This window comes from Micromonospora sp. PLK6-60 (assembly GCF_019890675.1).
In the GTDB taxonomy this organism is placed as follows: Bacteria; Actinomycetota; Actinomycetes; order Mycobacteriales; family Micromonosporaceae; genus Micromonospora.
Map to the genome: position 1 here is coordinate 221,630 of NZ_JAIOAA010000008.1, position 13,599 is coordinate 235,228.

Genomic DNA, 13,599 nt, shown 5'->3' on the forward strand with positions numbered 1-13,599 from the left:
GCGCGGTGTGCGGCAAGACGCGGCGTCATCGTGTCGCGATAGCGCTGTTTGCGGCGAGTCGCGGTGACGCCGGGCGCGGAGGCGGTGACGGTGACGCGGTGACGCCGGGTGCGGTGGCCCGGTGGCGGTGATGTCGGGCGCGGTGGCGGCGGCGCGGCGGTAATTGACCGGTGGGTCCGGCGGTCGATGCCCTAGCCTGCGCAGCGTGACGACCTCACTCAGCTCCGCCCCCGAATGGTCCACCGAGGACTGGCGGGACACCGCGCTGGCCTGGGTGGCCGAGGTGCTCGGCCGGACCGGGCGCCGGGTCACCGGCCCGGTCGAGCCGCGGGTCCGCCCCTGGTCGCTGGTCTGGCGGGTGCCCACCGACGCCGGCCCGGTCTGGTTCAAGGCCAACAATCCGGGCACCCGGTACGAGGCCGGCCTGCTGGCCGCGCTCGCCCGGCTCACCCCCGACGCGGTGCTGCACCCGCTAGCGGTGGACGCCGACCGTGGCTGGTCGCTGCTCCCCGACGGTGGCCCCAGCCTGCGCGACGTGCTGGCCGGCGAGCGGGATCTGACCCACTGGGAGCGGGTGCTGCCCACGTACGGGGGCGTCCAGCGGGCGACGGCCTCGCACGTCGACGCGCTGCTGGAGCTGGGGGTGCCGGACCGGCGCCCGGCCCGGTTGAGCGAGGGGTTCGGGGAGTTGCTGGCCGCCGAGGACGATCTGCTGCTCGGCGCGGAGGGCGGGATGAGCGGCGAGCTGCACGAGCGGCTGCGCGGCTACCGGCCGGAGTTCGACGAGCGGTGCCGGCGGCTCGCCGAGATCGGCGTACCGGCCACCATCCAGCACGACGACCTGCACGACGGCAACGTCTTCGCCACGGGCGGCGGCTACCGCTTCTTCGACTGGGGTGACGCGTCGGTCGCCCATCCCTTCGGCACCCTGCTGGTGACGTTGCGCTCGGTGGCGTACGCCTTCGAGCTGCCGGCCGGCGATCCGGCACTGGTGCGGCTGCGCGACGCGTACCTGGAGGGCTGGACCGACCGGTACGACCGGGTGACCCTGCGCGAGGCGGCCGACCTGGCGATCACGACCGCCAAGGTGAGCCGGGCGCTGTCCTGGCGGTCCGCCCTGCGCACCCCCGACCCGGCGCGGTCGGAGTACGCCGCCGCGGTCCCCGGCTGGCTCGAAGAGCTGTTCAACTGAAAGGAGGGGCCCCTTATTAACAGACGTCTGTTAATAAGGGGCCCCTCCTTTCCAGCGGACAAGCGGTGCGATCGGCGGGGTGGAACTTCCAAAAACGTCGGCGTGACCCATGTCACCCCAGGTCACCGGTCGTTGGGCAGGTCATGGACGTGTTCTCCCGAACGTTCCTGCCCGCCGCCGCCGAGACCGGCCTGGCGGCCCAGACCGTCACCCGGCACATGCCGATCTTCCGCCGCTGCGTGGGCTCCGGTGACGCGCCGGTGCTGGTCACCCGGTGCAGCCGGCCGGAGCACCCGGTCAGCGCCGACTATCTGCTCCTGCTGACCCACCGACGGCTGGTGGTCACCCGGCAGACCCGGCTGCTGCACCGGCTCCAGCTGCACCTCAACACCGAGCTGCGCGAGCTGAGCAACGTCACCTGGAGCCCCGACCCGCGCCTGCACGCCGTCGAACTGGCCGCCACCGCGATCGACGGCGTCCGCGAGCGGTTCCTCATCCGCACCGCCAACCCGAAGCAGGTGTGGCAGCTCGACGAGCTGCTCCACCATGCCTTCCGGACCCGGCTGCGCAGCCCCCGCGAGCGGATCGTCGCCACCATCGGCGAGGCCACCACCGCCCGACCCACCGGCCTGCGCGCCGCCACCGTGGGCTGAGCCCGGCTCCTTACCTGATCCGAACACGCACCTGACATCGACGCCGGCCGCCCGTCCCGCATCATGGGGCAGTGACCGTCGACGCACCGCAGCGCGGTCTCGTCCTCGTGGTCGAGGACGAGCCGGCCATCGCCGACCTGGTCCGGCTCTATCTGAGCCGGGACGGCTTCGGCGTACACCTGGAGCGGGAGGGCGCGGCCGGGCTGGCCGCCGCCCGCCGGCTGCGGCCGGTGGCCTGCGTCCTCGACATCGCCCTGCCCGGCCTGGCCGGCACCGAGATCTGCCGGCGGCTCCGGGCGGCCGGCGACTGGACGCCGGTCATCTTCCTCACCGCCCGCGACGACGAGGTCGACCGGATCGTCGGGCTGGAACTGGGCGCGGACGACTACGTGACCAAGCCGTTCAGCCCACGCGAGCTGGTCGCCCGGGTCCGGGCGGTGCTGCGGCGCGCGGCCGGCCCACCGGCCGGCGCGGAACAGCCCCGGGTGGTCGGGCCGGTCACCCTGGACCCGGCCCGCCGCACGGTCACCGCGGCCGGCGCGCCGGTGCAGCTCACCTCGACGGAGTTCGACCTGCTCGCGCACCTGATGGCCCGTCCCGGCCGGGTCTTCACCCGGGAGGAGTTGCTGGCCGGCGTCTGGGGGTACGCGGCGCACGGCGGCACCCGGACCGTAGACGTGCACGTCGCCCAGGTCCGGGCCAAGCTCGGCGCGGCGAGCGTGATCCGCACCCACCGAGGTGTCGGGTACGCCGCCGATGCCTGAGCCCTCACCGCCCCGTACGGCGTCGACGGGAGCGCACCAGCCGACCGTCGTCCTGCCGTTGCTCGGCGGGCCACCGGCGCCGACGCCGGCGCGCCGGCGGTTCCCCGGCACCCTCACCGCCCGCGCGGTGCTGGTCACCTGCGCGGTGGCGCTGGTGTCGGTGCTGGTCACCGCGCTGGTGGCGGTGCCGCTGGCGGTGCGCGGCGCGGAGCGGCGGGACCAGGCGGCGCTGGCCGCGCAGGCCCGGCTCGCCGCCGACGTGCTCCGGGTGCGCACGGCCCGGCAGCGGGACAACGCCGGGGAGCGGTTGATCCGCCAGCTCCGCCAGCAGGAGATCGACGTGTACGTCATCCGGGACGGCCAGCCCGACCGGCCCGGCCTGCCCCGGCAGGTGGTCAGCCGGGTGGCCGCCGGCGGGAACGTCTCCGGTCGCCGGCTGGTGGCCGGGGAGCGCGCCCTGGTCGAGGGGCGGGCGTTGCCCGGCGGCGACGGGGTGGTGCTGACCCGGGTCACCCAGGGCGGGCCGTGGCGGCAGGTGCTGCGCGGCCTCTGGCTGCCGCTGCTCGCCGGGCTGGCCGCCGGGGTGGTCGCCGGGCTGCTGCTGGCCCGCCGGCTGGCCCGGCCGATCCGGCACGCCGCCACCGCCGCGGCCCGGCTGCGCGCCGGGGACCGTACGGTCCGGCTGCCGGTCGAGCCGCCCGACGAGGTGGCCGACCTGGCGTACGCGCTGAACGGGCTGGCCGCCGCGCTGGCCACCAGCGAGGGACGGCAGCGGGAGTTCCTGCTCTCCGTCTCGCACGAGTTGCGCACCCCGCTCACCGCGATCCGCGGCTACGCCGAGGCGCTGGCCGACGGGGTGCTCGACGCCGAGGCCGTACCGGAGACCGGGCGGACCGTGCTGGCCGAGGCGCGGCACCTGGACCGCCTGGTCAGCGACCTGCTGGCGCTGGCCCGGCTGGAGGCGGCGGACTTTCCGCTCGAACCCGGCCCGGTGGACCTGGCCCGGCTGGCCGCCGACGCGGAACGCACCTGGTCCGACCGGTGCGCGGCGGTCGGGGTGCCGTTCCGGGTGGAGGTGCCGGTGGCGCCCGTGCCCGCGTACACCGATCCGGGGCGGATCCGGCAGGTGGTGGACGGGCTGCTGGAGAACGCGCTGCGGGTCGTACCCCCGGGGGCGCCGGTGGTGCTGGCGGTCCGGCCGGTCGCGGCGGACCCGGCCGCCGGCGGCATCGTCGAGGTCCGCGACGGCGGGCCCGGCCTCAGCGACGACGACCTGGCGGTGGCCTTCGAGCGGGGGGCGTTGCACCAGCGGTACCGCGGGGTGCGCAAGGTGGGCAGCGGGCTGGGCCTGGCCCTCGCGGCGGGCCTGGTCCGCCGGCTCGGTGGGGACATCGCCGCCGGGCACGCGGTCGAGGGCGGGGCGGCGTTCACCGTCCGGCTGCCCGGAAGTCCTTACCTGACCCGAACACCGGCCTGACCCGCGGCCGACGCGGGGGCGCGACGCTGGACGCACCACCGACGAGAGGGAGAGTCATGGCACGGTACGGATTCGGGGTGGCGCTGGTCGCGGCGGTCGCGCTGGGCGTCGCGGGCTGCGCCCCGGCCCAGGACACCGCGCGGGACAACGGGGTCGAGGTGGCCGCGGCGATGGGCGCGGAGGGGCAGGCGCTCGCCGCGATGGGCTTCGACCCGGCAGACCTGGAGGCCGGCCCGGCGCCGTCGGCCGACCCGTCCGGCGCGGCCGAGCCGAAGACCAGGCGCGGCGAGCGGGCCGAGGAGTGGCGCAACCGGCACCGGGCCCGGGTGCTGTTGCGGCGCGGCACGCTGCACGGCGAGGCCGTGGTGCGCACGAAGGACGGCGGTACGAAGACCGTCGTGGTGCAGCGTGGTGAGGTCACCGCGATCGACGGCGACTCGATGACCGTGAAGTCGACCGACGGCTTCACCCTGACCTGGGCCTTCGGCGAGAAGCTGCGGGTGGTCGAGCGGCGGGCCACGGTGCGGGCGAGCGACGTCAAGGCGGGTACGACGGTGGGCATCGCCGGCGCGAAGGACGGCGACCGCTCCGTCGCCCGGCTCATCCTGGTGAAGTGAAAGGAGGGGCCCCTTCTTAACGCATTCGGTAGAGGAGGGGCCCCTTCTTAACAACCCAGTTGACGCGACAACGTCAGTAGACGCGGGAGCCGATGAAGTCGTCCCGGCCGTAACCGACCGGGTTGGCGTACGACCGGGACTGGAACGACCACTGCTGCCGGGTGCTGGTGGAGCAGGTCGCCAGCCGCAGTCGCGGCGTGCCCAGCAACGGGTTGTCGAAGGCCACACAGAGGTTCGTCGCGCCGGCCGGCTTGAGCTGGTTGCCGGCGAAGACGAACTTCTGGTTGGCGCCGCCGTGGCAGTCGTAGATGTTCACCGCCGTGTTGGCGGTCAACGAGCCGCCCGCCACGTCCAGGCAGCGGTCGTGGGAGAGCTCGGAGTGCAGCGACTGGCGGTTCGGGTCGTACCAGAAGCCCTGGTTACGCCCGCCGTGACAGGTGTACGACTGCTGCACGGTGCCGTTGCGCGAGTCGTACCCCTTGCCGTCCACGCAGGTGCCGGTGGCGGCGTTGCGCAACTGCTTGAACTCCAGCAGGCCCGGGTAGAGCACGCCATTGCCGGTGCTGGCCGGGTCGACGCAGGTCGCCCGGTCGAGGCCGGCGGTCCAGAACTGGGTGATGCACTGGGCGAACATGCCGTGGCCCCGGTAGTTGGGGTGGAACGACTGCCGGGCGGCGTTCTCGTCCCAGATCCCGACCTCGATGAACAGACCGCGCACCGACGTGTTGTCGGTGCACACCTCGTGGCCGTGGAAGAGCCGGCTGGCGTCCAGGTAACGGGTGCCGGTGTTGGTGGCGGCGGCCCGCAGCGCCGACTCGAACAGCGGCACCGCCTTGTTCCGGGCGAACGCGGCGTCGGCCAGGTAGAGCAGGCAGCCGCCGGAGTACCAGCCGGGGAAGTTCGGGTTGTCCTCCACGTCCGGGCTGCCCGGGCTGGGGTACGACATCAGCACCAGCTCGTAGTCGGAGCGCAGGTACCCGGCGCCGGTCATCGTCTGCCGGATCGAGTTGAGCGCCTGCTCGACCGCCTGCCGGCTGCCGTCGGTGCGGATGGTCCACTGGTCGGTGTACGTCGGCCAGCAGGCCCCCTGGAAGAACACCCGACGGACCGCGCAGTCGGTGGCGACCGGGCCGAACTGGATGGTGCCGTCGCCGTTCGCGCCGACCACCACCCAGATCAGCTTGACGTGCGTGTTCCGGGCCTTGATCGCCAGTTGGCCGCCCTGGTTGAGTTCGTTGTGCTGGGTGGGACCGCCCGCGATCAGGTTCCACGGGGTGGCGCCGGAGCAGGCCAGGTTGTACCTGGTGTCCGCCGGGATGCCGGTGCGGAAGACCGCCTGGTCGTACGAGCGGTCGCACCAGTTGCCGGGCTGGTGGGTGCCGGGGACGTAGTTGCCGACCCCTTCCCCGGAGATCTCGCTGTCGCCCATCGTGAGGATCGAGCTGCGGCGCTGCTCGATCGGGCGGATGTCGGGTGAGCCGTAGAGGGCGGTGGCCTCCGCGGCGCGGACGGCCTCCAGGCTGGCGGAGAGCGGTTGGACGGGGGGCCGGTCGGCTGCGGTGGCGGAGGTGGCGGGACCGGCGATCAGCTGCAGGACGAGAGCGGTGGCGAACCCGAGGGCGAGGGCCCGGCGGGTCACCCGTTCGCGCCTGGCAGGGGTACCAGACATCGACGCACTCCTTTCGCCTCGATCGCGGGACGTCGATCGAGTTACCAGACGGTAACGCCGATGTCGAGGTATGTGAATACCTCTCAGGAACCTTCTGATGGGATGCGGAAAGTCGCCCAGGGTGTTAGGCGGGGCCCCTTCCAATCGCTAGGCGATTGGAAGGGGCCCCGCCTAACGGCCGGGCGGCAGGGCGTAACCCGTGTAGCCGCGCCACCGCAGCGACCAGCCCGCCGGGACGACCTTCGCGCACTCGGGCCGGCTGCCGGAGCAGACGATCGCGTCCACCGAGGACGGATCGGCGGGCGGCCGGTCCGGCAGCACCGACTGCAACGCCACCAGCTCCGGTGGCCGCCCGTCGGCGTCGCGCAGCAGCAACCACCAGGGGTACTCCCAGTTGTCGTACTGCTGGGACAGGCCGATCCGGCGGGCGCCGCTGTCCCGTACGCCGGCCGCCGCCCAGCGGAAGTCGGCCGCCCACTGCGGCCGCCGCACGAACCGGGTCTCCCAGTCCGACGAGGTCAGCAGCGACTCCGCCCCCAGCAGCCGGCGTGGATAGCCGTACGCCAGGGTCAGCGCCCCGGCCAGCGCGGAGCCGGCCAGCACGGCCACCGCCACCCCGGCCGCCACCGACCGCCGGCCCGCCGCCGCCCGGCGTTGGAACAGCGCGTCCAGCCAGAGCCCGGCCAGCGGTACGGCCACCACCAGGGCGTAGAGCAGCAGCCGGTTCCCCCAGGTCTGCCACTTGATCATGCTGGCGTGTAGCAGCACGACGGTCACCACCACCACCGCGTACGCGCGCAGCGCGCCGGCCCGCTCCGGGCTGATCCGGCGCGGCCGGGCCAGCGCCAGTACGGCCCCGAGCAGGGCCAGCGAACCGGCCACCGGGAAGGCCGCCCGGTCCTCGTCCGGATACCAGGCCGGCACGGGGAACCGCTCGTTGCCGAAGGTGATCGCCCGGTCCTGCGGGTCCACCCCGACCGCCCGGGCGCCGTCGGCGATCACCGTCGCGCCCGCCCGGCTCAGCGGGAAGAGCGGCGTGTCCAGGGCGGTGTGCCCGATCCGGGCCAGGTTGACCAGGACGGCCGCCGGATCGTGGCGTTCCATCGGGATCGAGTCGCGCAGCCGCGGCGGCCCGAGCGGATGGCCGAACTCGGCCGTCTCCCGGGCCAGGAACGGTCCGACCACGACGGCGGCGACCAGCATGACCAGCAGGGAGCCGCCCAGAGTGGCCACCACCGGACCGGCACGGAACCGGCCACCCCGACCCCACCGGCCGCCGTCTCCCGCCGCACCGCCGCGTCCGGCGCCTGCCGGGCCGACCGCGTCCGCCGGCCCCACCGCGCCGGCCGGGACTGCCGGGTCCAGCCCGCCCACCGGGACCGCCGAAGCCACCGCCTCCGCCGCGCCGGCCGGCGCCAGGGCGCGCGCCTCCGATCGCGGTGCCCGGCGCTGGCGGGGCACCGTCCGGACCGGCGGCCCGGGTGGGGCGGCGCGGCGGGCCAGTCGCAGTTGGGCGACCCCCCAGAGCAGCAGCAGCGGGCCGACCGCGATCAGCCCGCTGGTCTTGGTCAGCGCGGTCAGGCCGGTGGCGGCGCCGAGGGCCAGCAGCGAGCCGAGGCCGGCCCGCCGGCGCAGCCCGTCGAGGGCGAGGGTCGCCGCGCCGGCCGCCCAGGCCGCGACCACCAGGTCGGTCTGGGTGCTGGTCGCCTGGAGCACCACCATCGGGGTGGTGGCCAGCACGAACGCGGTGAGCAACTGGGCCCGCCGGCCGCCGCCGAGCTGGGCGGTGACCCGGGTGACCGCCAGCAGGCAGCCGAGCGCCGCAGCCCACTGCACCAGGTTGTGCAGCCCGTCCCCGCCGGTGAGCAGGCGCAGGTGCAGCAGCAGGTACTCCGCGCCCGGCGGGATGGTCACCTGCCGGTGGATCGCGGTCGGCCAGAATTCCAAGCTCCGCTGGGCCACCCAGTGCTCCACCTTGGGCAGGTGGTAGGTCTGCGAGTCGAAGTTGTTCGGTGCGGCGAGCAGCGCCACGACCAGCTCGACCAGGACCACCGCCAGCACCGCGCCGGCCAGCAGCCGTTCGGCCCGGCCCCCCGTACGCCGGAAGTCCCGGACCGCCGCGGCCCGCTCGCGGGCCAGTCGGGCGGCGCCCCGGCCGGCCCGGCGCCACCACGCCAGGGCCACCGCCGCGCCGAGGAAGAGCAGCCACGCCGCCGCGAACGCCGGCCGGGTGAGCGCGCGCGCCGCGCCGAGCAGCTCCACCACGAGTACGGCGAACGTGGCGACCACCAGCGCCGCGCGCAGCGCGGCCAGCCGTAGCGGGGCCACGGTGTCCGTGCCGTGCGGGCGCAGCGCCGCCGTGAGGGCGCAGAGCGCCAGTACCGGCAGGACGACGAGCAGTGATCCAGCCCACGACATGGGCGAAAGTAAACAGCATTCACCTGTGGACCCGGCGGCCCCGGCAGCGGCGGTGCTGACGGCATCCAGACGGCGTGCCAGGCTACGCTAGGCCCGACTTCCCATCGCCACCGTGGAGATCCCCGTGAAGCTCTCGATCCTCATGCCGGTCTACAACGAGGAAGAACGCATCGCGGATGCCCTCAAGCAGGCCCTCGCGGTGGACTACCCGTGCGAGATCGAGCTGGTCGTGGTCGACGACGGAAGCCGGGACGGCACCGGTGAGATCCTCGGCCGGGTCGACGACACCCGGTTGCGGGTGATCACCCACCAGCGCAACGCGGGCAAGGGTGCGGCGATCAAGACCGCGGTGGACTCCGCCGAGGGTGAGTACATGGTCATCCTCGACGCCGACCTGGAGTACGACCCGCAGGACATCCCGCGGCTGCTCGCCCCGGTCCTCGACGGCCACGCCACGGTGGTATACGGCAATCGGACCTTCGGCAGCCACAGCGCCTACAGCTTCTGGTACGTGATGGGCAACAAGGGCGTCACGATGGCCGCCAACGTGCTCTTCAACTCCTACATCGGTGACCTGGAGACCTGCTTCAAGCTGATGCCGGTCGAGCTGTACCGCTCGCTGAACATCCGCTCGAAGGGCTTCGGCATGGAGGCCGAGGTGACCGGCAAGCTGCTCCGCCAGCGGATCCGCCCGTACGAGGTGCCGATCAGCTACCGCGCCCGGGGCCGCGAGGAGGGCAAGAAGATCACCTGGAAGGACGGCGTCGAGGCGCTCTGGATCCTCGGCCGGGAGCGGGCCCGCCGCCGTCCCACCGCGCGCTGACCGGCGGCGGGCCGCCCCGTCAGGCCAGGAAGGCGTCGAGCGAGCGGCGCAGCCCGGCGGCGTCCAGCCCGTGCCAGCGTTCGTGGTCTTCCGGGTCGCCGTAGCGGCGCAGCTCGGTGTCGCCCACGCCGAGGGCCAGCAGCCGGTGCGGCCGGTCGGCCAGCGCGCGGCCGATGACCGCCGCCGACGTGCCCGCCAGGTACGGCTCGACGAGCACCACCTCCGTCCCGGCCAGCGCCCGCAGCCCGGCCGTGTCGAACGGCCGTGGTGTGTGGGTGTACGCCACCGTCACGTCCCGCCCCCGCGTCGCCGCCAGTGTCGCGTCCAGCGTCGGGCCGACCGCCACCACCAGGGGCGCCTGCTCGCCGCCCCGGCGCAGCACCCGCAGCCGGTCGGCGTCCGGGTAGCCGGCGCCGTTGCGCCGCTCGGTGAGCCGCAGGTAGACCCGGTCGTCGTCGCGGGCCGCGGCGCGCAGCAACGGCGGCACCTCGTCGGGGTGGCCCGGCGCGTGCACCCGCCAACCCTCGCCGAGCGAGTCGAAGAGCGCCACGTCGCCCGGGGACATGTGGGTCCGTCCCTCCCGGGAGCCGTCGTACGACCCGCCGATGCTGACCAGCACCGCGCCGACGCCCTGGTGGCCGAGGTCGAGCTTGATCTGCTCGTACGCCCGGTCCACCAGGAAGGTGGCGTACGAGTGCACGATCGGGCGCAGCCCGGTCAGCGCCAGCCCGCCGGCCACCCCGATCATCAACTGTTCCCGGATGCCGACGTTGAGCACCCGGTCCGGGTGCCGCCGGGCGGCCGGGGCGAACGCGCTGGCCGAGATGTCCGCCAGCACCAGCGCGGTACGCGGGTCGTCGTCCAGCAGGGCGGCGGTGGTGTCCACGAACGTCGTCCGCATCGCCGTCACCCCTTGCTCTCGACGCGGGCCACCACGACGTGCGGCCGGCCCGGGTGGTGGTTGGTCAGCGCGGCGTACAGGGCGGCGTGGTCGCGGCCGTCGACGGTGTCGGCGGTCCAGCCGTTGACGGTGAACCGGGCGGCGATGCCGCCGGGCCAGCCGTGGCTGGCGGAGTCGTTGTCCACCACGACGGCGGTGAGCGTGTCCAGGCCGGTGGCGCCGGCGTACGCGATCGCCTCGTGATTCGAGCCCTCGTCGAGTTCGGCGTCGCCGGTGAGGACGTACACCCGGGGGTCGGTGAGGCCCTGGGCCCGCAGCCCGAGCGCGGTGCCCACGCCGAGGCCCAGGCCGTGGCCGAGCGAGCCGGTGCCGATCTCGACGCCCGGGACCAGCATCCGGTCCGGGTGGTGGCCGAGCCGGCTGCCCGGTCCGGCCAGGTCGTCCAGCCAGCCCTCGGGGATGAAGCCCTTCGCCGCCAGCACGGCGTAGTAGGCGGCCGGGCCGTGTCCCTTGGAGAGCAGGAAGCGGTCCCGGTCCGGGGCGTCCACGGTCTGCGGGGTGACCCGCAGCACCCGGTCGTAGAGCACCCAGAGCACGTCGATGGTGGAGTGGGCGCTGGGCCCGTGCTTCTCGTCGCCGGTGATCCGGCGCAGCAGCGGCGCGAGCACCTGGGCGCCGCCGGTGGAGGTGATGGTGGCCATGCGGATAGCGTGTGAGTTGAAGTGCGCTTCAACTCAAGGACCGGGTGATGCACGACTCACTGACCATCGGCGAACTCTCCGCGCGTTCCGGGGTGGCGCCGTCCGCGCTGCGCTACTACGAGCGGCTCGGGCTGGTCCGCGCCGACCGCACCGGCGGCAACCAGCGCCGGTACGCCCGCTCCGAGCTGCGCCGGGTGGCGTTCATCCGGATCGCCCAGCAGGTCGGGGTGTCGCTGGACGAGATCCGGGCGGCGCTGGAGTCGCTGCCCGCCTCCCGCACCCCGACCGCCGCCGACTGGGCCCGCCTCTCCGCCTCCTGGCGTGGCCGGCTGGACGAGCGGATCCGGCTGCTCACCAAGCTGCGCGACGACCTGACCGGCTGCATCGGGTGCGGCTGCCTGTCGTTGCAGCGCTGCACCCTCTACAACCCGAAGGACAGCCTGGCCGCCGAGGGCGCCGGGGCCCGGCTGATGCAGCCCCGGCCGGCGGAGGACGGCGTCACCCCGTCGTGAGCAGCACCTTGCCGATATGGTCGCTGCTCTCCACCAGCCGGTGCGCCGCCGCCGCGTCGGCCATCGGCAGTCGCCGGTCCACCACCGGCCGGATCGTGCCGGCCGCCACCAGCGGCCAGACCTGCTCGCGTACGCCGTCGACGATCGCCGCCTTGTCGTCGAGCGGCCGGGACCGCAGCGCGGTGGCCGCCACCGAGGCCCGCTTGGCGAGCAGCGCGCCCAGATCCAGCTCGGCCTTGCGGCCACCCTGCATGCCGATCACCACCAGCCGGCCGCCGTCGGCCAGCGCGGCCACGTTCCGGCCCAGGTAGGACGCGCCCATGATGTCGAGGATCACGTCCGCGCCGTGCCCGTCGGTGACCCGGCGGACCTCCTCGACGAAGTCCTGCTCCCGGTAGTCGATGGTGTGCGCCGCGCCCAGCGCGCGCAGCCGCTCGTGCTTGGCCGAGCGGGCGGTGACCAGCACCGTCGCGCCGAGCGCGGTGCCGAGCTGGATCGCGAACGTGCCGATCCCGCTGCCCCCGCCGTGCACCAGCAGCGTCTCACCCCTGCCGAGCCCCGCCAGCCGCACCACGTTCGACCAGACCGTGCAGGCCGCCTCGGGCAGCGCGGCCGCGTCGACCAGGTCGACGCCGGCCGGCACCGGCAGCAGCTGCCCGGCCGGCACCGCGACCCGCTCGGCGTAGCCGCCGCCGGCCAGCAGCGCGCAGACCTGCTGGCCGACCGCCCACCCGGTGACGTCGCGGCCGGTCGCGCTGACCACCCCCGAGCACTCCAACCCGGGGTACGCGGGCGCGCCCGGCGGCGGCGGGTAGTGCCCCTGCCGTTGCAGCAGGTCGGCCCGGTTGACCGCGCTGGCCCGCACGTCGACGATCACCTCGCCGGGGCCGGGCTCGGGATCGGGCACCTCGGCCCAGACGAGTGCCTCGGGTCCACCTGGCTTCGGGATGGTGATGGCGCGCATGGCTCGTTCTTACCCGCCACCTCCGGCGGCGGGTAAGGAGGGTGCCCTTGTTAACGCTTTCGGTAGAGGAAGGGGCCCCGCTTAACACCCCGGCCGGCTCGCGCGGGACGGTCAGCCGTGCGGGCGGGGGCCATGGCAGACTAGGCACCGCCGCCGCGCTCTGCGCAGCGCGGTGCCAGGAGGGTTCGCCTAGTGGCCGATGGCGCTGGTCTTGAAAACCGGTAAGGCAGCGATGTCTTCGTGGGTTCGAATCCCACACCCTCCGCCGTGATCAGTGGCTGCCGGCCAGCCAGGGCCACGCCAGGCAGGCCACGCCGGCCAGGGTCGCCGCCAGCGAAGCTGCCGGGCTTTGGTCGGCCGGCGGGGCTCGATCAGCGACCCTCCCTCGCCCGGCCCGGCTGTCGAGTGGTCCTGCCGTGGCGGCCCGGGCGTGCGATCGCCAGGGCGGTGCGGGGTGCGGTCCGTGCCCTACCAACTTGATGTCGTGAACGAATCATTCGGTGGCTCGGTCACACCAGTTTGCGGCAAGGGCCGCGGTCGGTGATTCGTTTGTGAGGTCAAGTTGGTAGCGCACGGAGGGGACCTGCCCGGCTCTTGGCCGGCGCGTTCGTGGTGAGGTCACGTTGGTGGCGCACGGAGGGGACCTGCCCGGCTCTTGGCCGACGTGTTCGTGGTGAGGTCACGTTGGTGGCGCACGGAGGGGACCTGCCCGGCTCTTGGCCGGCGCGTTCGTGGTGAGGTCACGTTGGTGGGGCACGGCGGGGAGCCGGCCGGCTCTTGGCCGACGCGTCCGTCGACGGTGTCGGCCGGTCGGGCCGACCCGGGCCTGGTCCGCGAAGGCGCCGGGCCGACACGAGGATGATCCCGGCGGTTGCGTTCGGTGGGCGGCGTGGGCGGGGTATGAAGGT

Annotated in this window: 12 protein-coding genes and 1 tRNA gene; 8 read left to right on the forward strand and 5 right to left on the reverse strand. The window is 74.2% G+C overall.

Annotated elements, in window-relative coordinates; genetic code table 11:
• Positions 1-205 precede the first annotated feature (205 nt).
• The 5 genes from K7640_RS17890 (at position 206) to K7640_RS17910 (ending at position 4,703) form a co-directional block, all read left to right on the forward strand.
• The gene (locus K7640_RS17890; RefSeq protein WP_222955985.1) at positions 206-1,192 is read left to right on the forward strand and encodes a phosphotransferase; all 987 of its coding nucleotides are present in this window, start codon (positions 206-208) and stop codon (positions 1,190-1,192) included.
• A gap of 143 nt (positions 1,193-1,335) precedes the next feature.
• A complete protein-coding gene (locus tag K7640_RS17895; protein ID WP_222955986.1) occupies positions 1,336-1,845 on the forward strand; it encodes a hypothetical protein in 510 nt (169 codons plus the stop codon).
• A gap of 71 nt (positions 1,846-1,916) precedes the next feature.
• Positions 1,917-2,609, forward strand: a complete 693-nt coding sequence (locus K7640_RS17900; RefSeq protein WP_222955987.1) for a response regulator transcription factor — start codon at positions 1,917-1,919, stop codon at positions 2,607-2,609.
• Complete coding sequence (locus K7640_RS17905; RefSeq protein WP_222955988.1) at positions 2,602-4,086, forward strand: HAMP domain-containing sensor histidine kinase; 1,485 nt, start codon at positions 2,602-2,604, stop codon at positions 4,084-4,086. The genes K7640_RS17900 and K7640_RS17905 overlap by 8 nt, the downstream gene beginning before the upstream one ends.
• A 56-nt stretch (positions 4,087-4,142) precedes the next feature.
• A complete protein-coding gene (locus tag K7640_RS17910; protein ID WP_222955989.1) occupies positions 4,143-4,703 on the forward strand; it encodes a hypothetical protein in 561 nt (186 codons plus the stop codon).
• A gap of 73 nt (positions 4,704-4,776) precedes the next feature.
• Here the strand turns inward: K7640_RS17910 and K7640_RS17915 are convergent, their stop codons facing one another.
• Together K7640_RS17915 and K7640_RS17920 are read right to left on the reverse strand one after the other, a co-directional pair.
• Positions 4,777-6,372: a ricin-type beta-trefoil lectin domain protein gene (locus K7640_RS17915; RefSeq protein ID WP_222955990.1), complete on the reverse strand. Its 1,596-nt coding sequence runs from the start codon at positions 6,370-6,372 to the stop codon at positions 4,777-4,779.
• 171 nt (positions 6,373-6,543) lie between these two features.
• A complete protein-coding gene (locus K7640_RS17920) occupies positions 6,544-8,790 on the reverse strand; it encodes a hypothetical protein (RefSeq protein WP_222955991.1) in 2,247 nt (748 codons plus the stop codon).
• Between the two features lie 124 nt (positions 8,791-8,914).
• Between K7640_RS17920 and K7640_RS17925 the strand changes: the two genes are divergently transcribed.
• Complete coding sequence (locus tag K7640_RS17925; RefSeq protein ID WP_222956054.1) at positions 8,915-9,613, forward strand: glycosyltransferase family 2 protein; 699 nt, start codon at positions 8,915-8,917, stop codon at positions 9,611-9,613.
• A 19-nt stretch (positions 9,614-9,632) separates the two neighbouring features.
• Here the strand turns inward: K7640_RS17925 and K7640_RS17930 are convergent, their stop codons facing one another.
• Together K7640_RS17930 and K7640_RS17935 are read right to left on the reverse strand one after the other, a co-directional pair.
• Entirely contained in the window at positions 9,633-10,514 is an 882-nt protein-coding gene (locus tag K7640_RS17930) for a transketolase family protein (RefSeq protein WP_222955992.1), read from the reverse strand.
• A 5-nt stretch (positions 10,515-10,519) separates the two neighbouring features.
• Positions 10,520-11,215: a transketolase gene (locus tag K7640_RS17935; RefSeq protein WP_222955993.1), complete on the reverse strand. Its 696-nt coding sequence runs from the start codon at positions 11,213-11,215 to the stop codon at positions 10,520-10,522.
• A 47-nt stretch (positions 11,216-11,262) separates the two neighbouring features.
• On the opposite strand from K7640_RS17935, the gene soxR reads away from it, so the two are divergent.
• On the forward strand, positions 11,263-11,727 hold the full coding sequence (gene soxR, locus K7640_RS17940; protein ID WP_222955994.1) for a redox-sensitive transcriptional activator SoxR: 465 nt from the start codon (positions 11,263-11,265) through the stop codon (positions 11,725-11,727).
• Here the strand turns inward: soxR and K7640_RS17945 are convergent.
• On the reverse strand, positions 11,714-12,691 hold the full coding sequence (locus K7640_RS17945; RefSeq protein ID WP_222955995.1) for an NAD(P)H-quinone oxidoreductase: 978 nt from the start codon (positions 12,689-12,691) through the stop codon (positions 11,714-11,716). The two genes, soxR and K7640_RS17945, sit on opposite strands and share 14 nt — an antisense overlap.
• A gap of 178 nt (positions 12,692-12,869) precedes the next feature.
• Here K7640_RS17945 and K7640_RS17950 point away from each other — a divergent pair.
• Positions 12,870-12,956, forward strand: a tRNA-Ser gene (locus K7640_RS17950).
• Positions 12,957-13,599 lie beyond the last annotated feature (643 nt).